General features: G+C 69.3%; 26 protein-coding genes. 15 read left to right on the top strand and 11 right to left on the bottom strand.

What is annotated here, in order from left to right; genetic code table 11:
- Nucleotides 1–18: 18 nt before the first annotated feature.
- Nucleotides 19–696 (bottom strand): NUDIX domain-containing protein, encoded by a 678-nt coding sequence (locus D9599_RS00130; RefSeq protein WP_232479990.1) that lies wholly within the window; start codon nt 694–696, stop codon nt 19–21.
- A 211-nt stretch (nt 697–907) separates the two neighbouring features.
- Here D9599_RS00130 and D9599_RS00125 point away from each other — a divergent pair, with 211 nt between their 5' ends.
- The 8 genes from D9599_RS00125 to D9599_RS00090 are packed head-to-tail and all read left to right on the top strand — an operon-like array spanning nt 908 to nt 7418.
- A complete protein-coding gene (locus tag D9599_RS00125; protein ID WP_198379187.1) occupies nt 908–1393 on the top strand; it encodes an SUF system Fe-S cluster assembly regulator in 486 nt (161 codons plus the stop codon).
- 10 nt (nt 1394–1403) lie between these two features.
- On the top strand, nt 1404–2903 hold the full coding sequence (gene sufB / locus D9599_RS00120) for a Fe-S cluster assembly protein SufB (protein WP_198379186.1): 1500 nt from the start codon (nt 1404–1406) through the stop codon (nt 2901–2903).
- 25 nt (nt 2904–2928) lie between these two features.
- Nucleotides 2929–3678, top strand: coding sequence for a Fe-S cluster assembly ATPase SufC (gene sufC, locus D9599_RS00115; RefSeq protein WP_198379185.1), 750 nt, complete (start codon nt 2929–2931; stop codon nt 3676–3678).
- Nucleotides 3675–4964, top strand: coding sequence for a Fe-S cluster assembly protein SufD (sufD, locus tag D9599_RS00110; RefSeq protein ID WP_198379184.1), 1290 nt, complete (start codon nt 3675–3677; stop codon nt 4962–4964). The genes sufC and sufD overlap by 4 nt, the downstream gene beginning before the upstream one ends.
- On the top strand, nt 4964–6205 hold the full coding sequence (locus tag D9599_RS00105; RefSeq protein WP_198379183.1) for an aminotransferase class V-fold PLP-dependent enzyme: 1242 nt from the start codon (nt 4964–4966) through the stop codon (nt 6203–6205). Before sufD ends, D9599_RS00105 begins: the two co-directional genes overlap by 1 nt.
- On the top strand, nt 6205–6666 hold the full coding sequence (gene sufU / locus D9599_RS00100) for a Fe-S cluster assembly sulfur transfer protein SufU (RefSeq protein WP_198379182.1): 462 nt from the start codon (nt 6205–6207) through the stop codon (nt 6664–6666). The genes D9599_RS00105 and sufU overlap by 1 nt, the downstream gene beginning before the upstream one ends.
- Nucleotides 6659–7033 carry an SUF system Fe-S cluster assembly protein gene (locus D9599_RS00095; protein WP_198379181.1) on the top strand — a complete coding sequence of 125 codons (375 nt, stop codon included), beginning with the start codon at nt 6659–6661 and terminating at the stop codon, nt 7031–7033. Before sufU ends, D9599_RS00095 begins: the two co-directional genes overlap by 8 nt.
- Before the next feature lie 13 nt (nt 7034–7046).
- Nucleotides 7047–7418 carry an iron-sulfur cluster assembly accessory protein gene (locus D9599_RS00090; protein ID WP_198379180.1) on the top strand — a complete coding sequence of 124 codons (372 nt, stop codon included), beginning with the start codon at nt 7047–7049 and terminating at the stop codon, nt 7416–7418.
- A 19-nt stretch (nt 7419–7437) separates the two neighbouring features.
- Here the strand turns inward: D9599_RS00090 and D9599_RS00085 are convergent, their stop codons facing one another.
- The 6 genes from D9599_RS00085 to D9599_RS00060 all read right to left on the bottom strand — a co-directional run bounded on the left by D9599_RS00085 (nt 7438) and on the right by D9599_RS00060 (nt 13393).
- A complete protein-coding gene (locus D9599_RS00085) occupies nt 7438–8406 on the bottom strand; it encodes a tripartite tricarboxylate transporter substrate binding protein (RefSeq protein WP_198379179.1) in 969 nt (322 codons plus the stop codon).
- Entirely contained in the window at nt 8403–9005 is a 603-nt protein-coding gene (locus D9599_RS00080; protein WP_198379178.1) for a glutathione S-transferase family protein, read from the bottom strand. The genes D9599_RS00085 and D9599_RS00080 overlap by 4 nt, the downstream gene beginning before the upstream one ends.
- 10 nt (nt 9006–9015) lie before the next feature.
- Entirely contained in the window at nt 9016–9402 is a 387-nt protein-coding gene (locus tag D9599_RS00075) for a RidA family protein (protein WP_198379177.1), read from the bottom strand.
- Between the two features lie 13 nt (nt 9403–9415).
- Nucleotides 9416–10561 (bottom strand): LVIVD repeat-containing protein, encoded by a 1146-nt coding sequence (locus D9599_RS00070; protein ID WP_198379176.1) that lies wholly within the window; start codon nt 10559–10561, stop codon nt 9416–9418.
- Nucleotides 10554–11705: a cupin domain-containing protein gene (locus tag D9599_RS00065; RefSeq protein WP_198379175.1), complete on the bottom strand. Its 1152-nt coding sequence runs from the start codon at nt 11703–11705 to the stop codon at nt 10554–10556. Before D9599_RS00065 ends, D9599_RS00070 begins: the two co-directional genes overlap by 8 nt.
- An 80-nt stretch (nt 11706–11785) precedes the next feature.
- The gene (locus D9599_RS00060; RefSeq protein WP_198379174.1) at nt 11786–13393 is read right to left on the bottom strand and encodes a GMC family oxidoreductase; all 1608 of its coding nucleotides are present in this window, start codon (nt 13391–13393) and stop codon (nt 11786–11788) included.
- Between the two features lie 102 nt (nt 13394–13495).
- On the opposite strand from D9599_RS00060, the gene D9599_RS00055 reads away from it, so the two are divergent.
- Genes D9599_RS00055 through D9599_RS00040 form a run of 4 tightly spaced genes read left to right on the top strand, consistent with a single transcriptional unit; the run spans nt 13496 to nt 16976 of the window.
- Nucleotides 13496–14152, top strand: a complete 657-nt coding sequence (locus tag D9599_RS00055) for a FadR/GntR family transcriptional regulator (RefSeq protein ID WP_198379173.1) — start codon at nt 13496–13498, stop codon at nt 14150–14152.
- A 3-nt stretch (nt 14153–14155) separates the two neighbouring features.
- A complete protein-coding gene (locus D9599_RS00050; RefSeq protein WP_198379172.1) occupies nt 14156–14668 on the top strand; it encodes a TRAP transporter small permease in 513 nt (170 codons plus the stop codon).
- Entirely contained in the window at nt 14665–15933 is a 1269-nt protein-coding gene (locus D9599_RS00045; RefSeq protein ID WP_198379171.1) for a TRAP transporter large permease, read from the top strand. Before D9599_RS00050 ends, D9599_RS00045 begins: the two co-directional genes overlap by 4 nt.
- A 29-nt stretch (nt 15934–15962) precedes the next feature.
- On the top strand, nt 15963–16976 hold the full coding sequence (locus D9599_RS00040) for a TRAP transporter substrate-binding protein (protein WP_198379170.1): 1014 nt from the start codon (nt 15963–15965) through the stop codon (nt 16974–16976).
- 158 nt (nt 16977–17134) lie between these two features.
- Here D9599_RS00040 and D9599_RS00035 read toward each other — a convergent pair whose 3' ends face one another.
- Nucleotides 17135–18673 carry an FAD-dependent monooxygenase gene (locus D9599_RS00035; RefSeq protein WP_198379169.1) on the bottom strand — a complete coding sequence of 513 codons (1539 nt, stop codon included), beginning with the start codon at nt 18671–18673 and terminating at the stop codon, nt 17135–17137.
- A 255-nt stretch (nt 18674–18928) separates the two neighbouring features.
- Here D9599_RS00035 and D9599_RS00030 point away from each other — a divergent pair, with 255 nt between their 5' ends.
- The 3 genes from D9599_RS00030 to D9599_RS00020 all read left to right on the top strand — a co-directional run bounded on the left by D9599_RS00030 (nt 18929) and on the right by D9599_RS00020 (nt 21636).
- A complete protein-coding gene (locus D9599_RS00030) occupies nt 18929–19561 on the top strand; it encodes a GNAT family N-acetyltransferase (protein WP_255531455.1) in 633 nt (210 codons plus the stop codon).
- Nucleotides 19562–19756: 195 nt separating this feature from the next.
- Nucleotides 19757–20560, top strand: a complete 804-nt coding sequence (locus D9599_RS00025) for a class II aldolase/adducin family protein (protein ID WP_198379167.1) — start codon at nt 19757–19759, stop codon at nt 20558–20560.
- A gap of 62 nt (nt 20561–20622) precedes the next feature.
- Complete coding sequence (locus tag D9599_RS00020) at nt 20623–21636, top strand: tripartite tricarboxylate transporter substrate binding protein (protein ID WP_198379166.1); 1014 nt, start codon at nt 20623–20625, stop codon at nt 21634–21636.
- A gap of 6 nt (nt 21637–21642) precedes the next feature.
- Here D9599_RS00020 and D9599_RS00015 read toward each other — a convergent pair whose 3' ends face one another.
- The 3 genes from D9599_RS00015 to D9599_RS00005 form a co-directional block, all read right to left on the bottom strand.
- Complete coding sequence (locus tag D9599_RS00015) at nt 21643–22743, bottom strand: Ldh family oxidoreductase (RefSeq protein ID WP_198379165.1); 1101 nt, start codon at nt 22741–22743, stop codon at nt 21643–21645.
- Entirely contained in the window at nt 22733–23665 is a 933-nt protein-coding gene (locus tag D9599_RS00010) for an NAD(P)-dependent oxidoreductase (RefSeq protein ID WP_198379164.1), read from the bottom strand. The genes D9599_RS00015 and D9599_RS00010 overlap by 11 nt, the downstream gene beginning before the upstream one ends.
- Nucleotides 23662–24404 (bottom strand): HpcH/HpaI aldolase/citrate lyase family protein (locus D9599_RS00005; protein ID WP_198379163.1); only part of this gene is annotated, 743 nt, incomplete at its 5' end. The genes D9599_RS00005 and D9599_RS00010, both read right to left, overlap by 4 nt.

Below are 24404 nucleotides of genomic sequence, written 5' to 3'. Positions count from 1 at the left end.
GTGCTGGTCGGTCGCGGGCTACCCCATTCTCTCCAGCCGCCGGGTATCGCGGCCCTGGTACCAGACGAGGGGGCGGGTTTCGCGCTCGGGTTCCGGCAACGCCATCAGGTCGCGGAACTCGGCGAGTACCCGGGCGGTGATGGGGGCGAGGTCGTGGGGCGGGGTTTCCGCCACCGGGTAGTAGGCGAGGTGCTCCAGTTCTCCGCTGCCGCCAAAGGTGCCGGTCGCGGTTTCGGCCGGGGCCATGAGGAAGCGGGCATTGAAGCGCACCGGACTCATGGCGGGGGTGAGGGCGCGGCAGAGATAGCGCAGGGGCGCGAGTTCCGCGCGCAGGCGCCCGGCCTCGAAGTTGCCGAGGAGAAGGCCGGTCTCCTCGTGAAGTTCGCGGACAGCAGCGATGGCGATGGCGCGGGCGAGGCGCGGTGCGGCGCGGTGCTCGAGCGCGCGGCGGGTCTGGGGGTGGAGTTCCGAGGCGGCAGGGGCGCTGCGATCCTCCCGGTCCACCCGGCCGCCGGGGAAGACGAGGCGGTTGGGCATGAAGCGGTGCTTCACGCTGCGGACGCCCATCAGGACCTCGAGGCCCCCCGCGCCGTGCCGCCATAGAAGGAGCGTGGCGGCATCCCGCGGGCGCACCACCTTTTCCGGCCGGGCCTCGCCGGTTGCGGTGAAATCGGTGGGACGCATGGGTTCGGGCAAGGTGCGTCCTCTTTGATGGGGCTGGCGCGGTTCTAAGGCGGGGCGGTGGGCGGGGGAAGCGGGGGCGCCTAACCGCGAACGCCTCGCAAGTGGTTGTTTTCGGATGTTGCGCGGGCCTTCCCGCCTTGACACGAAAGGGGGGCGGACGCATTTCCTGCCCATACCGGACCGCGGGGGTCGGGTATCCATCCAGTGGTTGGGATCGCCCACCGTGTTGCGTCTTTCCAAATTGGCGGATTACGCGGTCGTCCTTCTTGCCCGGCTGGGGCAGGAGGATGGGCTGCACACCGCGCCGGCGCTTTCCTCGGCGACCGGCATTGCCGAGCCGACGGTTGCGAAGGTGCTCCGGATGCTCTCCCAGGCCTCGCTTGTCGAAGCGCAGCGGGGCGCGCGGGGCGGGCACCGGCTGGCCAGGCCGATCTCGTCTATCCCGCTCTCGGATGTGATCGTCGCCATGGATGGGCCGATCGCGCTGACGGCCTGCGTGGATGGCGCGACCGGCGGCTGCGAGGCCGAGGGGCACTGCCCCGTGCGCGGCCGCTGGGACCCCGTGAACGAGGCGGTGCGCGCCGCGCTCTCCGCCGTGACGATCGCCGACCTTGCGCGGCCGAGCTGCAACGAACTGCACCGCCGCACGCCCGTTTTTCCTCCTGCCACGGGACCGGCCCTGGGGCCCTCCCCTCTGGCCGCCGAGTAAGGGACAGAGAATGCCCGCCGTCGAAGAGACCCTCGATACCGTCCGTGACGCCACGCAGGGCGCCTATAAGTGGGGGTTCGAAACCGACATCGAGATGGAGTTCGCCCCCAAGGGGCTGAACGAGAGCATCGTGCGCTTCATCTCCGCCAAGAAGGGCGAGCCGGAATGGCTGCTCGACTGGCGGCTGCGCGCCTTCGAGGCCTGGAAGGGCATGGAGGAGCCGCGCTGGCCTTCCGTGACCTATCCGCCGATCGACTACCAGGACGCCTACTACTACGCGGCGCCGAAGGAGAAGGCGAAGCCGAAGTCGCTCGACGAGGTCGATCCCGAGCTGCTGAAGACCTATGCCAAGCTGGGCATTCCGCTGCGTGAGCAGGCGATCCTCGCGGGGGTCGAGGGGGCGGGGCAGGTGCCGGCCGAGGGCGGGCGCATGCCGGTGGCCGTGGACGCGGTGTTCGACAGCGTCTCCGTCGCGACGACGTACCGTGAGCGGCTGGAGAAGGACGGGATCATCTTCTGCCCGATTTCGGAGGCCGTGCATAAGCACCCCGAGCTGGTGAAGCGGTATCTTGGTTCCGTCGTGCCGCACACGGACAACTTCTTCGCGGCGCTGAACAGTGCCGTGTTTACCGATGGCAGCTTCGTCTACATCCCCAAGGGCGTTCGCTGCCCGATGGAGCTTTCCACCTACTTCCGTATCAACGCGAAGAGCACGGGGCAGTTCGAGCGGACGCTGATCATCGCGGACGAGGGCTCGACCGTCTCTTACCTCGAGGGCTGCACGGCGCCACAGCGCGACGAGAATCAGCTGCACGCGGCGGTGGTGGAGCTGGTGGCGCTCGACGACGCCTCCATCAAGTACAGCACGGTGCAGAACTGGTACCCCGGCGACGAGAACGGGGTTGGCGGCATCTACAACTTCGTCACCAAGCGGGCGGCCTGCCGCGGCAAGCGAAGCAAAGTTTCCTGGACGCAGGTGGAGACAGGTTCCGCCATAACCTGGAAGTACCCGTCCTGCATCCTGCAGGGCGAGGAATCCGTGGGCGAGTTCTACTCCGTCGCCATCACCAATAATCATCAGCAGGCCGATACCGGTACGAAGATGATCCATTTGGGCAAGAACACGCGCAGCACGATCGTGTCGAAGGGGATCTCGGCCGGCAAGGGGCAGAACACCTATCGCGGCCTCGTTCGGATCAGCCCGAAGGCGGCGAATGCACGGAACTTCACGCAGTGCGACAGCTTGCTGATCGGCGATCTCTGCGGGGCGCACACGGTTCCCTATATCGAGAACCGCTGCATGTCCGCGAAGACCGAGCACGAGGCGACGACGTCGCGCATCGCGGAGGACCAGCTCTTCTACTGCCGTCAGCGCGGGCTGTCGCAGGAGGACGCGGTGGGCCTGATCGTGAACGGCTTCTGCCGCGAGGTGCTCAAGGAACTTCCGATGGAATTCGCGGTCGAGGCGCAGAAGCTGCTTCAGATCAGCCTGGAAGGGAGCGTCGGGTGAAGGCCCGCAACGAAGGTATCTAATCATGCTGCGCATCGAGAACCTCACCGCCGAGATCGAGGGCAAGGAGATCCTCAAGGGGATCACCCTGGAGGTGCCGGATGGCGAGGTGCACGCCATCATGGGGCCGAACGGCGCGGGCAAGTCCACGCTTTCCTACGCGCTTGCGGGGCGCGAGGGCTATGAGATCACCGGTGGCTCCGTGACGCTGAACGGCCAGGATCTGCTGGACATGGAGCCGGAGGAGCGAGCCGCTGCCGGCCTGTTCCTCGCCTTTCAGTACCCCGTGGAGCTGCCGGGCGTCGGAAACGCCAACTTCCTCCGCACCGCGCTCAACGCGATCCGCCGCACGCGCGGCGAGCCGGAAGTAGACGCAATGCAGTTCCTGAAGCTGGCGCGCGCCCGCATGAAGGAGCTGTCCATGCCCGAGGACATGCTCAAGCGCGGCGTGAACGTAGGCTTCTCCGGCGGCGAGAAGAAGCGGAACGAGGTTCTGCAGATGGCGTTGCTGCAGCCGAAGATCGCGATCATGGACGAGACGGACAGCGGGCTCGACATCGACGCGCTGCGGATCGTGGCCGATGGCGTGAACGCGCTGCGCGGGCCCGGCTTCTCGGCCCTGGTGATCACGCACTACCAGCGTCTTCTGAACCATATCGTGCCCGACCGGGTGCACGTGCTGGCCGATGGCCGCATCGTGACCTCCGGTGGGCCGGAGCTTGCGCAGCGGCTCGAGGCCGAGGGCTACGCGGGCGTGCTGGACGAGGCCGCATGAACATCGATCTCCCCCAGGGCAACGCGGCGGCCTTCCTGCACCGTTACGACGGGTTGGCGGAGCGGCTGCCGGGCGCGTCCATTCCGACGGTGCGCGCGCTGCGCGATGCCGCGGCGGAGACGCTGCGCGCGGGCGGGCTGCCGAACCGGCGCGTGGAGGCCTGGCGCTACACCGACCTCTCCCCGATGCTGCGCGCGGAGTTCCGCGAGGCGCTGACGGCGGTGGACCGGGCTGTGCCGCTTCCGCCGGCGCGGGTGGAGCGGCGCGCGGTCTTCGTGGACGGGCGGTTCCGCGAGGATCTGTCCTCGCTCGACGGGCTGGTCGCGGCCTCGCTCGCGGAAGTGATCGCGACGGTGGCGGGGCGGCTGAACACGGTCGCCTCCGCCTCTCAGCCGATGGTCACGCTCAATACGCTGCTGTTCGAGGACGGGCTGGTGCTCGAGGTGCCGGAGGGCGTCGATGCGGGGCGGCTTGAGCTGCTCTCGGTCGCCTCCGGCGAGACGGCGAGCACGGTGCATCCGCGCCACCTCGTCCGCCTGGGGCGCGGCGCGCGGCTGGTGCTGGTGGAGACGGCATTGTCGAGCAGTGGCGCGCGGCACCTGCACAACCCCGTCTTCGAGATCGAGGTGGCCCAGGACGCGAAGCTCACCCATGTGCGCGTGCAGCGAGAGGCGGCGAATGCCTATCATCTCGCGCATCTCGGCGTGCGCGTGGAGGAGGGCGGGACCTATGACGGCTTCGTCCTCAACGCGGGCGGGCGGATCAGCCGGAGCGAGACGCATCTCGCGCTGCTTGGGCCGCGGGCGGCGGCGCATCTGAACGGGGCGCAGCTGGTGGCGGACGGGCAGCTTGCCGATACGACCACGGCGCTGGACCACACCGCGCCGAACTGCGCCTCCCGCCAGACGGTGAAGACGGTGCTGGCGGGGCGCTCGCGCGGCGTGTTCCAGGGCAAGATCCTGGTGCGGCGCGAGGCGCAGAAGACCGACGGCTACCAGATGAACCAGGCGCTGCTGCTGTCGGAAGAGGCGGAGATCGACAGCAAGCCGCAGCTGGAGATCTATGCCGACGACGTGAAGTGCAGCCACGGCGCGACTGCCGGGGCGCTGGACGCGGACAGCCTGTTCTACCTGCGTGCCCGCGGCATCCCCGCGGATGTGGCCCGCTCCATTCTCGTGCGCGCCTTCCTTCAGGAGGCAGTCGAGGTGGTGGAGGACGAGCCCGCGCGCGAGGCGCTGGAGGAGGCGGTGGCGGGCTGGTGGGACCAGCATGGGAAGGCTGCGTGATGGACGGCACTCTTCGCCCGGCGCTCGACGTGCAGCGGGTGCGGCAGGACTTCCCGATCCTGTCGACCAAGGTGCACGGCAAGCCGCTGGTGTTCCTTGACTCCGGTGCCTCCGCGCAGAAGCCGCGCGTGGTGCTCGACGCGATGTTGCGGATGATGGAGACCTCCTACGCGAACGTGCATCGCGGGGCCTATCACCTCAGCGAGGCCTCGACGGCGGCCTACGAGGCGGCGCGCGAGGCGGTGGCGCACTTCCTAAACGCGAGCGATGCGCGGGAGGTGATCTTCACCACAAACAGCACCGCCGCGATCAACCTTGTCGCGCATTCCTACGGGCGTGGGGTGCTGCGGCCGGGGCAGGCGGTGGTGGTTTCCGAGATGGAGCACCACGCGAACTTCGTGCCCTGGCAGATGCTCTCCCAGGCGCACGGGATCGAGCTGCGGATCTGCAACGTGCTCGACTCAGGCGAGCTGGACATGGCGGACCTTGAGGCGAAGCTCACTGACGGGAAGGTGGGGCTGGTCGCGGTCACGCATATGTCCAACGTGCTGGGCACGGTGACGCCGGCCGCGCGGATCGCGGCGCTGGCACACGCGCATGGCGCGAAGGTGCTGTTCGACGGGTCGCAGGCGGTGGTTCACCGGCGTGTTGACGTGCGGGCGCTGGACGCGGATTTCTACGTCTTCACGGGGCACAAGCTCTACGGCCCCACGGGCATCGGCGTGCTCTGGGGGCGGATGTCGCTGCTCGACGAGATGCCGCCCTTCATGGGTGGCGGCGACATGATTTCGGAGGTGACCCGGGAGGGCTTCAAGCCCGCCCCGGTGCCGGCGAAGTTCGAGGCGGGTACGCCGGCGATTGTTGAGGCGGTGGGGCTGCACGCGGCGATCGACTACGTCACAAGCATCGGCATGGAGGCCATCGAGGCGCATGAGCGCTCATTGGTGGACCATGCCATGGCGAAGCTCTCGGCGATCGAGGGCCTGACGGTCATCGGCCGGGCGCAGGACCGGGGCGGAGTGTTCTCCTTCGCGCTGGGCAACGCGCACGCGCACGACCTTTCCACGTTGCTCGACCGGGTGGGGATTGCGGTGCGCGCGGGGCGGCACTGCGCGGAGCCGCTGCACGTGCGGATTGGGCATGACAGCACCTGCCGTGCGTCCTTCGGCATGTACACGACGCATGAGGAGGTCGATTTCCTGGCGGAGGCGTTGAACTCCGCGCGGAGGTTCTTCACCTGATGTTCGACGACCTGCGGGACCTCTATCAGGAGGTCATCCTCGATCACGGGCGCAAGCCGCGGAATTTCCGCCGGCTGGACAGGCCTGACCTTTCGGCCCGCGGGGACAACCCGATGTGCGGTGACCGGATGGAGCTGTTCCTCGACATGGAGGGGGATCGCATCGCCGACGCCGCCTTCCAAGGCAAGGGCTGCGCAATCTCGATGGCGAGCGCCTCGCTGATGACCGAGACGGTCAAGGGCAAGACGCCGGACGAGGCGCGCGAGATGGCTGCGCGCTTCCGCGAGATGGCGATGACCGGTACCTGCCCGGATTGCGGCGGAGCGCTGGAAGACGAGATGGACCGGCTGCAGGCGCTGTCGGGCGTCCATGAGTTTCCCAGCCGCGTGAAGTGCGCGACGCTGGCCTGGCACACCCTCAACACCGCCCTTTCCGGCGGGAAGGAGGCTTCGAGTGAGTGAACCGATCACCGCACAGGGCGGCACGCACGAGGCCTGGTCGCCGGACGGGCCAATTCCGCCGACGCGCGTGAGCGAGGTCGCAGTTCTGGACGCGATCAAGACCGTCTTCGACCCGGAGATCCCCGTCGATATTTACGAACTCGGCCTCGTCTACGCCGTGGAGATCACGGACGAGGGCGCGGTGCGTATCGAGATGACCCTCACCACCCCTTCCTGCCCCTCGGCGCAGGAACTGCCGGGGATGGTTGAGGAGGCGGTAAAGGTGGTGCCGAACGTCTCCTCTGTTACGGTCGAGATTGTCTGGGACCCGCCCTGGGATCCGTCGCGCATGAGCGAGGACGCGAAGCTCGCGTTGAACATGTATTAAAGAAGGGCCGGAGATGAGCACGACCACCACCGACGCCCCGAAGCCGCGCCGGGCGTTGCCGCCGCTGATGTCGCTGTCGGATGCGGCGGCGGAGCGGTTGCGCGCGCTCTACGCGAAAGGCGATGGCGGGAAGCTGCTGCGCGTCGCCGTTTCCACCAAGGGCTGCTCGGGCATGTCCTATCAGATCGACTGGGTTGACGGGGCGGGGCCGGGCGACGAGGTCGTCACGGATAAGGGTGTAACGGTGCTCGTCGACCGCAAGGCGACGCTATTCCTGATCGGCACGGTGATGGATTACGAGAAGAAGGCGATGTCGGCCGGCTTCACCTTCACCAATCCGAACGAGAAGGGCCGCTGCGGCTGCGGCGAGAGCTTCCACGTCTGACGAGGCGTGAAGCCGCGGCTCAGTCGATTGAGCGCCCGGCTAGGCGGGTGCGCCAGGACGCGATCTGACCACTGACCTCCTGGGCGGTGCGGAGGGCGTCGAAGCTGATGGGCTCCACCGAGAGCTTCTCAAGGCGGCTCGACCAAGTGGGGTCGCGCCCCAGCTCGGCGGTGGCGGCTGCAAGGCGTTGGACGGCCGCGGCATCCAGGCCGGGCGGGGCGAAAAGGCCCCACCAGGGGACGAGATCCACGGAAGGGAAGCCGAGTTCCGTCGTGGTGGGAACATCCGGCAGGTCGGTGTGGCGGTGCGGGCTCGTCGTCGCGAGCGCGCGGGCGCGGCCGTCCTCCAGCAGCGGCTTCGCAACCCCTGTGAGCGCGGGGAGGAAGGCTACCTCGCCCGTCATTAGGCCGTTCAGGGCAGGTCCGCCACCTCGATAGGGCACGTGGGTGAGCGCGACGCGAGCAGCGTCCGCGAGGGCGAGCCCGGCGAGATGCGGGTCCGTGCCGGCGCCTGGCGTGCCATAGGGCAGCGCCGTCGCTGCTGCCGCAGCCACGAGGTCCTGCAACGTTTTATGAGGTGAGGCCGCGGGGACGACGAAGAGGATGGCCTGTCGCGCGATGGTTGCGATGGGTGTCAGGTCCCGCTCCGGATCGTAGGGCGGGGGTGGCTGCAGCGCGGGCAGAACGACGATGGCCGGCGACGAGGTGAACAGGAGTGCGTAGCCGTCCGGCTTGGAGCGCGCGACGGCGGCGGTGCCGATGGCTCCCGACGCGCCCGCGCGGTTCTCGACGACGACGCTGCCGCCGAGGATCTCGCCCAGCCGCACGGCGAGGATGCGCGCGATGAGGTCGGTGCCGCCACCCGGCGCGAAGGGCACGACGAGGCGGATAGGACGCGAGGGATAGGGCTCCGGCTGCGCGCGCGCCGCGCCCGCCACCCCTGCCGCGAGGCCACCGAGGAGGAAGGTGCGGCGTGCGGCGCGGGTCACCCCGCCGTGGCCTTCGCGAAGGCGGGGCGGGCAGCGATGCGGGTGCGCCAGGCTTCCAGCGCGGGGAGCGGCGGGCGCTCGATCGGAAAGTCGAGGCAGCGGGCGACGATAGGGGCCAGCGCGATGTCGGCCAGCGTCATGCGGCCGAGGGCGAGCCACTCGGCCGCCGCGAGCTGCCCGTCGAGGATCGTGAGCAAGGTGTTGATCTCCGCAAGCTGGGCGGCGAACTCAGGTGCACGCTCGTCCGGCGCCTTCTTGGCCTCGCGGAACATGACGAGGTAGGGGGCGTTGAGCTGGGCGAGGAGCCAGTCCATCCAGCGCTCCACCTCGCTGCGCTCCGCGGGCGTGGTGCCGTGCATCTCCGGCGCGTGGCCGGCCGCGAGATAGCGGAGGATGGTGTTGGATTCCCAGACCATGACCTCGCCGTCCACGAGTGTCGGCACCTTCGAGTTCGGGTTCATCGCCTTGTATTGCGGCGTGGCGGTGTTGCCGAACTGGCGGCCATAGTCCTCGCGCTCGTAGGAAGTGCCGGTCTCCTCGAGGAGGAAGAGGACCTTCTGCACGTTACCGGAGGTCGCGCGTCCCAGCAGCTTCAGCATCCTGTTCCCCTCACTTGGCCCGCGGCGCGTAGGCAATCGCGTCCATCTCGATCTTTGTGCTGATGACGGCCTGTGCCTGCACGGTGGTGCGGGCGAGCGTCGCGTCCTTGAAGTGCTCGGCGAAGACCTTGTTGTAGCGGCCGAAGTCGCGCGTATCCTCGAGATAGGTCGTCACGCGCACGACGTCGGCGAGCGTCAGGCCTTCGGCCTCCAGCACGCGGGCGATGGAGAGGCAGGTCCACTTCGTCTCCTCCTCGATCGTGCCGGAGATCATGTTGCCCTCCGCGTCCTTGGCGACCTGGCCGGAGACGAAGACGAAGTCGCCCGCGCGCACGGCGGGATGGAAGGGCAGGTTCGGGTTCTTCTTCCCGATGGGGTAGACGTCTTCGCGCGGCACCTTGCGGTTCCTCTCAGCGGATAAGGGGGGATTCGAGGATCTGCACCCCGGCCACGCGGTCCACGAGGTAGATCAGGCCGCGGTCGTCGATGGTGACGTCGTTGGATGAGGCGCGGTCTGCGCCCGGGGCTGGGGCTGGCACGTGGTGGCCGACCTCGCGCGGAGCGAAGGGGTCGGAGAAGTCCACGATGCGCAGGCCCATGGCGAACCAGGCGCAGGGCAGCACCGTGCCGCGGAAGGCTTCGGAGGGCTGGTGGCAGCCGGTCATCGCCGGTTGCGGTGATCCGTCGAGGTCAAGGCCGGGCACCTGGAAGGTGGAGATGACGGTAGGGTTCGTCTCGTCAGTGATGTCGTAGAACCAGAGGAAGGAGGGCGCGGCGGGGTAGAGCTTCGCCACGTCCTCATCGGCGACGATGAGGATGCGGCGGCCCTTCACGGGCTCGGGCACCGGCATGCAGGTATGGGTCGGGTGCGGGAAGGCGGCGGAGGTGTTGACGTGCGCGACCGGGCGCGGGTTCGCCATGTCGGAGATGTCGAGCGTCCACATCCCGTGGTGCCAGTAGGAAAGGTAGAGGCGATCGCCAAGGCGCATGGGGTGGTGGCAGCGGGGCGTCGGCCAGCCTTCGGGCATGTCATCGCGCTCGCCGCCGGCAGCATGCTGGCCGGGCGCCCACCAGCGCATGATCTCGCGCGGGCGTGCGGGGTCGGAGAGATCGAGGACGGCAGGAAAGTTGCCGACATAGCCGGCCTCCGTCGCCGAGACATAGGCGAGGGTGCCGTCGAAGGTGAAGCGGTGTACGCCCTTGCCGGACATGGCGACCTTTGTGAGCTCGCGCGGGTTCGCGGGGTCGCGAACGTCGTAGATCATCATTCCGGCGCCGAACTCCTCGTTGCCGGGGCCGAACTTCTCGTGGTTCACGAGCATCAGCCCGTTGGCGGCGCGCACTTTGTGCGAGTGCCAGCCGGCGGGGATCGGGATGTGGTGGAGCACGCGGGGGTTCCGCGGGTCCGCGATGTCCACCACCGTGGTGCCGTGCGGCGGGCGCATATGGGCGACGTAGAGCGTGGTTCCGTCCACCCAGACCTGCCCGCCGCCGGGGAGGTCGAGGTGGGAGAGGAGCGAGACGTTCCGGCTGCCGGAGAGAACGCTTTCAGGCAAGCCGGGACACCTCGCCATCAGCGGCACGGCCCCATTTCCGATAGAGGGAGAAGGCCTTCTGCGCCGGCTCGTCGCTGGCGACGAAGAGGATCGCGGGTTCGGTCGCGGAGCCGTTCACGTGCTCGCACCAGGAGCCGCCGGGGACAGCCATGGTGTCGAATTCCCGCCAGTCGAGCCGCTTGCCGTCCACGATGGAGTGGCCGCTGCCACGGAAGGGCGCGACGAGCAGGCTGGCGGTCTGGCGCAGCGGCAGGGTGCGCTCGCCGGGGCGGAGCATCTGCGCGAAGAAGGTGATCGTCTTGAACACGGGGCCGCCAGTGGTGGGATCGACGTACTCCACCATGATCGCTTCATGCGGGTCGCCGTCCCAATCGGCGTGGCGGTCCAGCAGGGCCTGCATCGCCTCCCAGCGATAGACATACATGGGTGAGGAATGGCCGGCGCCGCGGATATGGTTCACGAAGCGCGGCCGCATGCCGCCGGTGCCGTAGATGCGGTGGGAGTAGTCGTCGGGGAAGCGGGCCGACTGCTTCTTCACCACCGCGTCGTCCTCGACGTAGTGGTGGTCGAAGGAGACGGCGTTGAGCGTCTCGACCAGCGGCAGGTCGAGGACGGAGAGGTTGATCGCGGGCTCGTCGCCGACCGTGCCGTGGTTATGCCACGTGTCGATCGGTGTCAGCACCATGTCGCCGGGGCCGAAGACGATGTCCTCGCCCTCCACCCCCGTGAAGTTGCCCTTGCCCGTCAGGCCGAAGCGGATGGCGCTCGGCGTGTGCTTGTGGGGCGGCATGATCTCGTTGGGGTCGTTCAGTCGGTAGGCCGTGTACATCGTGGAGACCGAGGCACGCTGCGGGGCAAGGCCGGGGTTCACGAGGATGACCGAGCGCCGGTCGCTGTCTGCCGTGGAGACGAGCTCGGCGGAGCGGCGGAGGATCGGCTCGATGTCGTCAGCGAATGACCAGAGGTGCGGCACCGCCTTCCGCGTCGCCATGAGCTGGCGGATTTCGTCGTGGTCCGTGTCCTTGGACGTCGCCCAAAAGGGGAAGAGGTTATGCCGCGCGAGGTCATCATAGAGGCCGCGGAGCGCGGCTTCCCGGTTGGCGTCTGGCTCCTGAGAGGAAGCCGGGGGAAGGTTCGTGTCCATGGGACCTCCGCGAAGGGGTGACCGCCAAGCGACCGTAGATCCAACCCATGATGACCGGCAAGCGGAAATGGTTGCTCCGCTCAGAGCACCGCGCGCGGCTCCGTTGGGCGCCCGAGAATGAGGTCGGAGGCGCGCTCCGCGATCATGATGACAGCCGCGTTGATGTTGCCGGAGACGGTGGTGGGGATGGCGGAGGCGTCCACCACGCGCAGCCCCTCCACGCCGCGCACGCGCAGGTCGCCGCCGAGGACTGCGCGCCCGTCGGTGCCCATGGCGCAGGTGCCGAGCGGGTGGTGAACAGTGATGGCGGTGGCACGGACATGGGCGTCGAGATCGGCATCAGAGGCGCGCCCCTCGCCGGGCACAGCCTCGCGCGCGCGGAAGGGCGCCATTGAGGGCTGCGCCATCGTTTCGCGGATCATGCGCAGGCCTTCGCGCAGGCGTGCGCGGTCGCGCTCGGTGGAGAGAAAGTTCTGGCGGATCCGCGGCGGGGCAAAAGGGTCGGCGGAGAGGAGCGCAACCTGGCCCTCGCTCTCGGGGTGGAGGAGCACGGCGCGGCAGCCGAAGCCGTCCGGGAAGGGGCGGCGGAGCCAGGGCTGGGCCGTGAAGGGCGCGGCGGTGAGGAGGAATTGGAGGTCCGGCGCCGCGCCGGCCGTGCTGCTACGCAGGAAGGCGGTGACGCCGCCGGGCACGTCGCTCGCGATGCCGGTGCCGCGAAGGTAGGCGCGGGCGACGGAGAGGCCGATGCGGTCGGCGCGCATGGCCCGTGGGAAGGGACCGGGGACGCCGCGTGCATAGGGCAGCATGACCGAGACGTGGTCCCGCAGGTTGCGGCCGACGCCGGATAGTGGGACGCGAACCTGGATGTCGAGGCGCCGCAGCGTCTCCGGATCGCCGAGGCCCGAGAGCATCAGGAGCTGCGGCGAGTTGATGGCGCCGCCCGAGAGGATCACCTCCCGCCCTGCGCGGGCGGTGCGGGTTTCGCCGCCCTGGCGATAGGTGACACCGACGCAGCGCCCGCCCTCGAAGGCAAGGCCGGTGGCGTGGGCGCGCACGAGGATGCGGACGTGTCCGCCCCGCAGCGCCGGCCTGAGATAGGCGGTGGCGGCGGAGGAGCGGCGACCATTGCGGATGGTCATCTGCAGGGTGCCGAAGCCCTCCTGCCGCGCGCCGTTGTAGTCGTCGGTCCAGCCGAAGCCGGCGTCTCGGCCTGCCGCGGCAAAGGCGTCGAGCAGGGGGTCGGCGTAGCCGCATGGCTTCGTGCCGAGCGGGCCCTCGCCGCCGCGATAAGCGTCCGCGCCACCCGACCAGGTCTCCTGCCGGCGGAAATAGGGGAGGACGGAGGCGTAGTCCCATCCCGGTAGGCCGCGCGCGCCCCACCCATCGTAGTCGGCGCGGTTGCCGCGCACATAGGCCATGGCGTTCGTGGAGGATGACCCGCCGACAACCTTGCCGCGTGCGCACTCGACAGCGCGGCCGCCGACGGATTCCTCGGGCTCGCAGTCGTAGCCCCAGTCGTGCTTGCGCTGCTGGAGGATGCGACCCCAGCCAAGGGGGATGTGGATCCAGGGATCGCGGTCCCAGCCGCCGGCCTCCAGCAGGAGGACGCTGGCGCCGCCCTCCGAGAGGCGCCGCGCGAGGGTGCAGCCCGCCGAGCCCGCGCCAACGATGACATAGTCCTGCTCCAACCGACCACTCCCGACAGGTGCTGAACGGGACCATCCACCGCAACCACTTGTCAACCAAAGCCGTGAATGGTTAGCGTGGTGGGGAAGAAGGAAGGGGCATGAATGAAGGGCTCGGACCCGACGGAGGCCGACAGCGCACTGGTCGCGAGCCTCCGCTCCATCGTTGCCTCGGGCGGGCCGCTTCCGGCGGAGCGCGTGCTGGCGGAGAGGCTGGCCGTGAAGCGCCACCGGCTTCGCAGCGCGCTCGAACTCCTGCGCAACGCTGGCGAGATCGAACCTGCTCGTCCGGGTCGGCGGGGGAACTTGCGGTCGGACGACCTCGTGCCGCTGACCAATCCCGTAGAGGTGACGGAGCTTCGGCTTCTGCTTGAACCGGGCCTCGCGCGGCTGGCGGCCGTGCGCGCCTCGCCCGTCGAGGTCGCGCGCGTCCTGCGGGCCGCGACGACGCCGAGCGGGGAGGGGGCGGGGAAGGTCGATCTTGCCTTCCATCTTGCCGTGGCGGCGGCGGCGCGCAACGCGCTGGCGGCGGAGCTCTACGCCCTCGTCAGGCGGGTAGGGCGCGACGTGCGGGTGGCGATCGCGGGGCGGGCTGCCGCCTGCCCAAGCGCGCTTCGCCAGCGCGACGCGGAGCACCAGGCCGTCGCCCAGGCCATCGCAGCACGAGATCCAGACGCGGCGGAGAGTGCCATGCGGACCCATATGCTCGCGGTGCAGCGGCGGGTAGTCGAGCGCCTCTCGCCCGGCCTGACGGCGGCCTGAGCGGTGGACGCCACGCCTCCCCCCCTCGTCGAGGCTCATGGGGAGGTGCGGCTACCGCGGGCCGCGCTGATCGTGGAGCGGGCCCTCGTCGGGCTTCTTGGCGTGCTGATGCTGTTCATCGTCGGGCTGAACGTCGCCAATGTCGCCGGGCGCTACATCTTCTCCATGCCCGTGCCGGCGGCGGACGAGATCATGACCTTCGCCATGGTCTGGGGCGTCTTCCTGGGCGCGGCCGTCGTCACGCTGCGTGGCACGCACCTCACGATGGACCTCGTGGCGGGCCTCTTGCCCAGGCGCGCGCGCCGCGTGGCCGAGGCCGCCGGGGCGATCGCCCTGGTGACGATCCTCGGCTTCATCGCGCTGCAGTCACTCGAATACCTCGACGTGATCGGGACCATCGGCCTGACCAGCATGGCCGCGGGCCTGCCAATGGCGTGGGTGCATGCGGCGATCCCCGTGGGCTTCGGCCTGATGGCTCTTGCCGCGCTGCTGCGGCTGTTCGGGCGGCGAGCGTGACGGCGGCCCTTGTCGCCCTCCCGCTCGCGATGCTCGGCGCGGGCTTTCCGGTCTTCCTCGTGCTCCTCGCAGCGGCCACGGCCTACGCCGTCTTCGTCTCCGACGTGCCGCCGACGGTGCTGCACCAGGCGATGTTCGGTGGCGTCGATTCCTTCGCGCTTCTCTCCATCCCCTTCTTTCTCTTCGCGGGGGAACTGATGACAAGCGGCGTGATCGCCCGCCGTATCGTGGCGCTCGTCGTCGCGGTGGTGGGGCGGCTGCCGGGTTCCCTCGCCCTGGCGACGGTGGGAACCTCTACCATCGTGGGCGCCATCTCCGGGTCCTCCGCGGCGGCTACGGCGACGGTGGGGCGCATCCTGTACGGGCCGCTCCAGCAGGCCGGCTACTCGCGCCGTTTCGCCACCGGGGTGATTGCGGCTTCCGCCGGCATTGATGTCGTCATTCCGCCCTCCATCGCGATGATCCTCTACGGCGTGGTGGCGGAGGTTTCGGTGCCTAAGCTCTTCCTGGCGGGCGTGCTGCCGGGGCTGCTGCTGGCGGGATTTATGGCACTGTTCATCGTGGCCCATGCGGCGATCGCGCGGGTGGGCGGGACCTCGCCCTTCAGTCTCGCCGCGATCGGGACCGCGCTGGTCCGGGCCCTCTGGGCTCTGGGCATGCCGACGATCGTCTTCGTCGGCATCTATGGCGGCGTCTTCTCGCCGACTGAGGCGGCGGGGATCGCCTGCGTCTACGCGGCGCTCGTCTCGGCGCTGGTGTACCGCGACATCGGGCCGCGCGCGCTGCTGCAGCTGGCAGCGGATGCCATGGTGCTGACGGCGCAGATCATGGTCATCGTGGCCGCGGCCGGCGTCTTCGCCTGGATGCTCACGACCTCGGGCACGCCGGCGCGGCTCGTCGCCTGGATCGCGGCGATGGATCTCTCGGCCTGGCAGGTGCTGCTGGTGATCAACATCGTGCTGTTGATCGCCGGCTGCTTCATCGACCCGACCTCGGCGATCCTCGTTCTCACGCCGTTGCTGCTGCCGATTGTGAAGCACGTGGGGATCGATCCCGTGCATTTTGGGATTGTCATGACAGTGAACCTCTCCATCGGGATGTTCACGCCGCCCTTCGGGCTGAACCTCTTTGTCATGCAGTCGCTCTTCAACGTACCGACCGGTGATCTCTACCGCGGCGTAGCACCCTTCATTGCCGTTCAGGTCTCGGCCCTGGCTGTCGTGACCTATGTTCCCGCGATCTCGCTCATCCTCGTCGGGGGCTAAGGCCCGGCGAGACGAACAGGAGGCGTGACATGACTCGCATCACCCGCCGTGCCTTCGGCCGCACGGGACTTGGGGCCCTCGCGGCCCTGTCCCTGGCCAGGGCCACCCACGCGCAGGGGACGGCCATGAAGATGGCGAGCGCGACCGTGAACGACGTGCAGCACGAGTGGCTCCGCCGCTACGACGCCGCGCTCCGGGCGCGGTTGGGTGACCGGGTGAACGCCGAGATCTACCCCGCGAGCCAGCTCGGCGCGATACCACGGATGGTCGAGGGGCTGCTGCTCGGCACGATTGAGTCCTTCGTCACGCCAACCTCCTTCGTCGTTCCGGTGGACCCGCGGATGCAGGTCTTCGATGCGCCGGGGCTCTTCCGCTCGCCCGAGCATCTTCAGCGCGTCATCACGGACACGGAGACGCGCGCCCGCTCCCTCGCGCTGCTGGAGGGGCGGGGCGTGAAGGGGATCGGAATCTTCTACAACTCGCCCGTCGTCGTGCTCTCGCGGAAGCCGATCAGGAGCCTCGCGGATTTCCGCGGGCAGAAGATACGCACCTTCGCCTCGCCGTTGCAGACGCGGCCGATGGAGCATTTTGGCGCGACGCCGGTTCCGATGGCGCTTTCGGAGGTGATGCCGGCGCTCCAGTCGGGGGCGATCGATGGGCTGCTCGCGGGCATTCCGGTTCTTTCGGCGCTTCGATACTACGATGTCGCCAAGACGGTGACAGAGATCCATCCGGCGATCGTCGTCTCGGTCTTCCTCGTGAACAAGCGCTGGTACGACCGGCTTCCCGCCGATGTGCGGACCGCCATGGCGGAGGAGGGCGCACGGGTGGACCGCGATATCTTCGCCTGGACGACGGGCGCGATCGACGAGGCGAACAAGGCATGGGCCGCGGGCGGGGGCGAGATCGTGCGGCTGCCACCCGAGGAGCAGGAGCGCATGATGCGAGAGCTTTCCATTCTAGGCGAGGGCATCCTCGGGACCTCGGCGCCGGTCAAGGCGGAGTACGAGGCGCTGCGCCGCGTGGCCGAACGCCTGGCCTGAGGATAGGAGCCCTTGTGCGACGGCTGCGACGCCGAGCCCATCCGGGCCGGGCTTTTCTCCCCCGCCGATCTGCGCCGCGTCTCGGTGGCGCGGGCGAGCCTGCGACGGGTCTGTTCCGCGCCGGCTCTGCCGATGGCGGTGACTGACGGCGCCCTCGCTCAGCCCCGAGCCGAGAGTGGCGGGGCGGAGGAGCGGCCGAAGCGGAGCCCATGCTTCCTGGCATAGGCGCGCAGCCGCCCGGTGGCACGTGGCTCCATCGCGAGCGCAATGTGGCCATCCGGGCGGACGAGATAGGCCGCGCCGCGCGCGAAGCCCGCCCGTTCCGCGCCGTCGCTCCAGTCGAAGCGGTGGAGAGGGAGCGATAGTTCCTCCGCCTCGGCGGCCAGGGCCGCGTGAGCTTCACCATGGACCTGGACGTGCCAGTCAAGGGTGGTGAGCGGTGCGAAGTTGTCCGGACCGTCGGCCCAGGGCAGCCGGTCGCCGCCGGCGATGTCGCCTGCCCGCCCCTCGGAGAGGGCGCTGCCTGGGTAGCGGATGCGGATCTGCGAGGCGAAGCGGAAGAGGGCCCGGCGGCCCGCGGCGAAATGCGTGGCGGCGGGCACGAGCATCGGCATCACGGTGGTGCGGAAGACCGACCCCGCGAAGCCCTCTGCAACGACGGCCCTGAACATCCGGTCCGTTGTCGCGACGAGCTCGCGCGCGAAGGCGATACGCTCGGGCTCATACGTATCGAGCAGGGTGGGCGGGGCGCGGCCCAGGAGCACTTCCGCCAGCTTCCAGGAGAGGTTCACCGCGTCGCCGATGCCGGTGTTCATGCCCTGGCCACCGACAGGGCTGTGCAGGTGCCCGGCGTCGCCCAGCAGGAAGGCGCGTCCCTCGCGGAAGCTGCTCGCCACGCGGTGATGCACGCGATAGGTCGAGAACCAGTTCACCTCGGCCACCTTCACACCCAGCAGGTGCTCCGCGCTGCCACGCACCGTCTCGAAGGTCGGCTGCTCGATACCGTCGGGCACGAAGCCGATCAGGCGTTCCATGTCGCCCTTCCGGGCGGGCAGGCGCAGCGCGAAGGTTTCAGGTCCGGTGGCGAGATGGACGTCCCTGCCGCGATTTGGGATGTCGAGCCGCACGTCCGCGACGTAGTAGAGGTGCTGATAAGTGCCGCCGTCGAAGCCTGTCCCCATGCCCTCCCGCACCTTGCTGCGCGCGCCGTCGCAGCCGAGGAGGTAGTCGAAGCGGGCGGTTTCCGCGTGTCCCCTGGCGGTGGAAATGGAGGCCTCCACCCCGGTCTCGCCCTGCGTAAAGGAGAGGAGGGAGGTGGCGCGCTCTACCTCCACGCCGCGCTCGCGCAGCCAAGCCACGAGGAGGTGCTCGTGCTCGTCCTGGGGCAGGTCGAGAATGAAAGGATAGGGGCTGAGGCCGCGCCCGATGTCCTTTATGTCGACATAGGCGCGCTCTTGCCCACCCTCGTGCATGCGGATGCCCTGCACCTCGGTGCCGGCGGCGACGAGCGCCTCGGCGAGGCCGAGTTGCCGGTAGTATTCGAGCGTGCGGGCATGGACCGCGAGGGCGCGTGATTCCTGCGCCGGGGCCTCGTGCTGGTCGATGAGGCGGAAGGGCACGCCGTGCTGGGCCAGGCGCAGTGCCATGTTGAGGCCGGTTGGCCCGGCGCCAACGACGAGCACGGGGGGAGGGGACATGGCGGCTCTTCCTCAGTTCGCCAAGCATAGGATCGGGCTGGCAGGGCAGGGTAGAATTGTGCGCCGGAAGCCCCGGCGACCCTGCTGCAACATTATCGTCACTTGCAAGCAGCTCCCGGGCGCCAGATATGTCAGCCCATGGAAAAGGAACACCGCCCGGTTCGCACCCGGGCCTGCGACTAGGGAACCGGCCAAGCTACTGAGTCGGTCCGTGCCCTCGTACGGCCATTTCCCCAGTCTCTCCCGAAGGGTCCTATGACTTCCCTCAGCGGCCAAGCGCCGCTTCTCTTTCCGCGGATTGGTCGCGATGACCTTCCGCGCGTGCTGCAGCTTGAGCTCGACCCCGATCAGGTTGAACGCTTCCTCGGTCCGCTGCCCGAGATCCTCGCCGAGGTGCGGCGAGGACCAGCCCATCTCATGTTCGGGATAGAGGCCATGGGGCGCCTCGCCGGCTTCTTCGTCCTTCACCCCGACCGGCGGGATGGCAGGACGTGGTGGCTCGGCTGGCTCGCCCTGGACCGCCGTTTCCAGGGACTCGGCCACGGCCGGCGCGCGCTGGAGGAGGCCCTGCGGCGCCTCCGCGCTGCCTCGGCTTGCGATCGCGTGCGGCTTTTCGTGGCGCGGGAGAATGTGGGCGCGCTGAGGCTCTATGAGCGGGCGGGCTTCTGTGCGCTCGGCTTCCTGCGCGAGACCGGCGAGCTGATCCTCGAATGCGTCCTGCGCGCCGGCCACTGGCTGGAACGGGGAGCGGAGCCCATGCTGGTGAGCGTGGTGGCGAAGGTGAAGCGCGCCTCTGGCCATCGGCGGCTCCGCGCCTCCATCGGGCCGCACGCCGCCTGGGTCATCGGGGTTGAGCGCGGGCCTCCTGGTCCTGCAGCTTCCGCGTAAGCGCCGCTGTCGCGAAACAGCAGGGCATAGGCTGCCACCCGGTCCACCCGCCGGTCGCCATTGGCGCCGTCAATGGGCTGCGCAAAGCTGCCTATTAGACGGACCGGGCAAAAAGCTGCGAGGCTAGGGGAAGATTGCGGCTTTCGGCCGGCGCCTTCCCTGCCGCCGCCGGAACGCCGCCGAAGGAGCACCCCCATGGACAACGCCGCGCCGCGCTTCGGCACCAGCTGGCCCTCGATCCGCGACCAGGTGAGCGAGACGGAATGGCAGGCGCGCCTGGAACTTGCCGCCTGCTACCGGCTCGTCGAGGCCTATGGCATGACGGACATGATCTACAACCACATCACGCTCCGCATCCCCGGCACGGAGCACCTGCTGATCAACCTCTACGGGCTTCTCTACAAGGAGATCACGGCGACCAGCCTCGCGAAGATCGACGTGGAGGGAAACATCATCTGGAAACCGGACACCGACTACGGGATTAACAAGTCCGGCTACGTGATCCACGGCGCGATCCATAAGGCACGGCCGGATGTCGCGGCGGTGCTTCACACCCATACGCGGGCGGGCATGGCGGTCGCGGCGATGAAGGAGGGGCTGCTGCCGCTGAACCAGACGGCCATCCGCTTCGTCGGCCATCTCGGCTACCACGCCTACGAGGGGCCGGCGATCGACCTTTCGGAGCGCGAGCGCATCGTGCGCGACCTCGGAACGCACGACGCCATGGTGATGCGCAACCACGGGCTGCTGACCTGCGGGGCGACGATCCAGCAGGCTTTTAACACGATGTACCAGCTCGAGATGTCCTGCCGCGCGCAGGTGGACGCGATGGCCGCGCGCACGGAGTTGACGCTGCCCTCCGCCGAGGTGCTTGAGCGGACCGCGCATCTCTACCAGCCCGGCGCGCGGCGGCCCTACGGCGTGCTGGAGTGGCACGCGATGCTGCGGCTACTGGAGGCGGAGGCGAAGTCCTCAAATTTTCCGCCCTACTGGGTCTGACGCACTGATCGCGGCGCAGCCCGCCGGCAGAGCGGGCGCCGCGGCATGGGGAGGAGAGGTGCATGAACCGGTCCATCACGGGGCGGCGTGGCTTGCTGGCATTCGCGGCCCTCCTGCTGCCCGCCACCGCGGGCGCGCAGGCCCCGGGCGGCGCACCCGCTTCCGGCGCCTGGCCGAACCGGCCGATCCGCTTCATCGTGCCCTTCGCCGCGGGCGGGAACAGCGACGTGACGGCGCGGCTCTTCGCGGCCCGCATCTCGCCGCGCCTCGGGCAGCCGATCGTGGTGGAGAACCGCAGCGGCGCGACGGGGGCGATCGGCACCGAAGCGGTCGTGCGAGCCCGGCCTGATGGCTATACCCTGCTGATCGGCAGCCCGGGCTCCATCGTCAACGGGCCTTTGCTGATGGCGGCGCCGCGTTACGACCCGATGACGGACCTCGTGCCAGTCGCGCTGCTCGGGCAGGTGCCGATGGTGATCATCGTCCGGCCGGAGCTGCCGGTGCGGAACCTGGCGGAGCTGGTCGCCTTCTCGAAAGAACGGCCATCCGGCGTCACGATCGGCACCTCGGGGGTGGGCGGCGCGAACCACCTGCCGCTGGAGCTGTTCAAGGCGGCCACCGGCGCCAACCTTGTGCACGTCCCCTATCGGGGCGGCGGCTCGACCCTGCCGGACTTCGTGGCGGGCAATGTGGACGGCATCCTGATCGAGTTGCCGAGCGTGCTCGATCTTCAGCGTGATGGTCGCGGGCGGATCCTTGGTGTCGCCGCTGTCGCCCGCTCCGCGCAGGCGCCGGAAGTCGCGACCTTCATCGAGCAGGGCCTGGAAGGCTTCCTTGCCGCCTCCTTCGTCGGGCTCTTCGCGCCGGCGGGGACGCCGGAGGCGGTGCTGGGAATCCTACAGGCAGCGCTGGCAGAGGCGGCGGCGGATCCGGAGGTGCTGGCACGCCTCGCCTCCTTCGGAGCCGATCCGCCGACTGGCGTGGAACTCACCACGCCGGGCGTTGCGGCCTTCCTGCAGGGGGAGGTCGCGAAGGCGCGGCAGGCCATCGCGGTAGCCGGGCTGAAGCCGGAATAGGCGCCGCTACTCCAACAGATAGGGGGCGCCGCACCCGAGGCAGACGGCGCGCAGTTGCGCGGCCAGGCTGCGGGGTATGGGAATGCCCTCGCGCAGCCGCCGCTCGCGGGAGGCCGCCTCGGGGTCTCCAGGGACGAGCACGGGAAGGGCGGGGTCCACCGGCGGCGCCGCGTGCAGCACGTCCACGACCTCGTCGAGATCGGCCTCGAATTCGCCCTTGTCGCGGAAGGCGTCGGGGTCGAGGGCAAGGAAGAAGTGGCCGAGATTGTCGGGGTCCTCCGGGCGCTGGGTCCGCACCCGAAGCGGCGAGAAGGAGGCGCCCGAAAGGACGCCGCCGAGGATGTGGACCATCATCGCGAGGCCGTAGCCCTTGTGCGAGGCCGTCTCAGGTTTGCCGCCGAGGGGCGTCAGTCCGCCCTCCTCGCTGCTGCGAATGATGCGCCGCGCTTCCTCCGGATCGCGCACGGGGTTGCCGGCGCCGTCCACGGCCCATCCCTCCGGCAGCGTGCGGCCGTTCAGGCCGTAGACGCGCACCTTGTTCGCGGCGGTGGTGGTGGTCGCCATGTCCAGCCGGAAGGCGCGGTTGCGCGCGGCGGGGGCGGAGAAGGCGATGGGATTGGTGCCGAGCAGCGCCTTGCGCGCGCGGGTGGGCACCATGCTGATCGTGCGCGTCGCGCTCGTGACGAGGCCCACCAGTCCCTCGGCCGAGGCGAGGGAGGCGTAGTAGCCGGCCGCGCCGAAATGGTGCGAGTTCCGCACGGCGACGACGCCGACGCCCGCGGCCTTCGCCTTCTTCATCGCCAGTTGCATGGCCATGACCGAGGCAGGGTGGCCGAGACCGGCATCCGCGTCCAACAGGGCCGTAACAGGGTTCTCCCGCACGACGCGCGGGCGGGCCTGGAGGTTCAGCTTCCCGCTCTGGCGCGAGGCATCGTAGTCCATCAGCATCGAGACGCCGTGGCTGTCCACGCCCGCGAGGTCGGTCTCGACCATCACTTCGGCCGTGGTGCGGATCAGGCCGGGCTCCATTCCCCAGGATGTGAGGACGGCGGTGATCTGTGCGCGGACCGTCTCCGCGGGGACGAGGATCGGCGGTTCAGGCGACACGGGCCCAGGGCTCCTTCCCGGCGAGGACATCGAGAAGCTGCCGCGCCACGGCGAGGGAGCTGTTGCGCTGCGTGTCGAGCGTGCCGCCCGCCGCGTGAGGGGTGCAGACAACGTTGGGCAGGCCAGCCAGCGGGTTCGCGGTGCCCGGCGGCTCCACCGCGAAGACGTCGAGACCCGCGCCGAAGAGGCGGCCGGAGACGAGCGCGGTGTGGAGCGCCGCCTCATCCACGATGCCCCCGCGCGCGGCGTTCACGAGGATCGCGCTTGGCTGCATGAGGGCAAGCGCGCGCTCGCCGATCATGCCGCGGGATTCCGGGGTGAGGGGGAGGTGCAGCGTGAGGAGGTCCACCCTCGGTAGCATCTCCTCCAGGCTCGCGGCGCGGGTGTGGGGAATGTCCGGCCAGTGATCGGCGGGGACGTAGGGGTCGTAGGCGATCAGCTCGCTCGCGAAGGCGCCGTGCCATTTGCGCGCGACCTTCGTGCCGATATTGCCCATGCCGACGATCCCGACCTTGCGGCCCCAGCTCTCCACGCCGAGGAAGTTCTCTCGTAGCACGGGGCTCCCGGAGCGGACCGCACGGTCCATCTCGGCGATGCGGCGGCCGACGCATAGGCCGAGGGCGAGGGCCATTTCAGCTACCGCCTCGCTGTTCACGCCGGGGGTGTTGCAGATCGTGATGCTGTGGGTCTTGGCCGCCGCGAGGTCGATGCTCTCGACGCCCACGCCCTGCTTGCAGACGGCGCGGAGCCGCTTCGCCCGGGTGAAATCCTCCGCCCTCAGCGGAGTCAGGCGGACCATCAGGCCGTCCGCCTCCTCGTGCCAGCTCGCGATACGGGGGTCATTACAGCGGATGAGCTCGGCGTGCTGCGCCACGAGTTCGAGCCCGGCTTCGTCGAATTGGTCGAGCGCGTAGATCTTCACGCCGCCGGTTCCGCGAGCGCGCGGCGGATACCGCCCGTCCAGGTGTTCGCAGAGGCGGCGAGGAAGGCGACATCGGTTTGCGTGGTCACGAAGAGGGCGCCGCGGCGGATCGCCTCGGCTTGGCGGGCCACATCGCGGTTGCCGCCGCAGCCTGCATGGATACCGCACGCGCGGGCGGCCGCGATCACCCGGTCTTGAGCCGCGACGATGTCTGGATCATCGAACTGGCCGGGCTTGCCCATGTTCATGAGCAGGTCGTTCGAGCCGACATGGAGCACGTCGATCCCCGGCACCGCCGCGATCTCCTCCACGTTCTCCAGCCCCTCCACAGTCTCGATCATGAGAACGAGAAGGGTGGATCCCTGAAGCTGCGGCACGCTCTCGGTCAGCGGCACGGCACGGTAGTCGAAATGCGGGTAGCCGCCGCCGACCGAGCGGCGGCCGGTGGGCGGGAAGCGCACCGTTTGCACCGCGCGCCGCGCCTGGTCGGCGGTGCCGATATCGGGGAAAACGATGCCCGTGACGCCGTTGTCGAGCAGGAGCGACACGTCGGGGTCGTCCACGCCGCGCACGCGCACGAGGGGTGCGATGCCGATCGCGAGCGCGGTGTGCGCGATGTTCGCGATCGTCTCCAGGTCGAAGATCGAGTGCTGCGTGTCGATGAAGAGGAAGTCGTGGCCGGTGGCCTTGGCGACGCGCGCGATGTCGGGGGAGCGCGCGAGGCGGACGCTCATGCCTA

The sequence above is a fragment of the Roseomonas sp. KE2513 genome (assembly GCF_016107305.1).
Classification (GTDB): Bacteria; Pseudomonadota; Alphaproteobacteria; order Acetobacterales; family Acetobacteraceae; genus Roseomonas.
Note: the sequence above shows the minus strand (reverse complement) of the source record. Positions and strands in the feature narration are given on the sequence as shown.

Bases quoted from the DNA above. Each gene is read 5' to 3' on its own strand.
- sufB (WP_198379186.1), top strand. From the start codon at position 1,404: ATGCCCGCCGTCGAAGAGACCCTCGATACCGTCCGTGACGCCACGCAG.
- sufC (WP_198379185.1), top strand. From the start codon at position 2,929: ATGCTGCGCATCGAGAACCTCACCGCCGAGATCGAGGGCAAGGAGATC.
- sufD (WP_198379184.1), top strand. From the start codon at position 3,675: ATGAACATCGATCTCCCCCAGGGCAACGCGGCGGCCTTCCTGCACCGT.
- D9599_RS00105 (WP_198379183.1), top strand. From the start codon at position 4,964: ATGGACGGCACTCTTCGCCCGGCGCTCGACGTGCAGCGGGTGCGGCAG.
- sufU (WP_198379182.1), top strand. From the start codon at position 6,205: ATGTTCGACGACCTGCGGGACCTCTATCAGGAGGTCATCCTCGATCAC.
- D9599_RS00090 (WP_198379180.1), top strand. From the start codon at position 7,047: ATGAGCACGACCACCACCGACGCCCCGAAGCCGCGCCGGGCGTTGCCG.
- D9599_RS00080 (WP_198379178.1), bottom strand. From the start codon at position 9,005: ATGCTGAAGCTGCTGGGACGCGCGACCTCCGGTAACGTGCAGAAGGTC.
- D9599_RS00065 (WP_198379175.1), bottom strand. From the start codon at position 11,705: ATGGACACGAACCTTCCCCCGGCTTCCTCTCAGGAGCCAGACGCCAAC.
- D9599_RS00055 (WP_198379173.1), top strand. From the start codon at position 13,496: ATGAAGGGCTCGGACCCGACGGAGGCCGACAGCGCACTGGTCGCGAGC.
- D9599_RS00040 (WP_198379170.1), top strand. From the start codon at position 15,963: ATGACTCGCATCACCCGCCGTGCCTTCGGCCGCACGGGACTTGGGGCC.
- D9599_RS00035 (WP_198379169.1), bottom strand. From the start codon at position 18,673: ATGTCCCCTCCCCCCGTGCTCGTCGTTGGCGCCGGGCCAACCGGCCTC.
- D9599_RS00030 (WP_255531455.1), top strand. From the start codon at position 18,929: ATGACTTCCCTCAGCGGCCAAGCGCCGCTTCTCTTTCCGCGGATTGGT.
- D9599_RS00025 (WP_198379167.1), top strand. From the start codon at position 19,757: ATGGACAACGCCGCGCCGCGCTTCGGCACCAGCTGGCCCTCGATCCGC.
- D9599_RS00020 (WP_198379166.1), top strand. From the start codon at position 20,623: ATGAACCGGTCCATCACGGGGCGGCGTGGCTTGCTGGCATTCGCGGCC.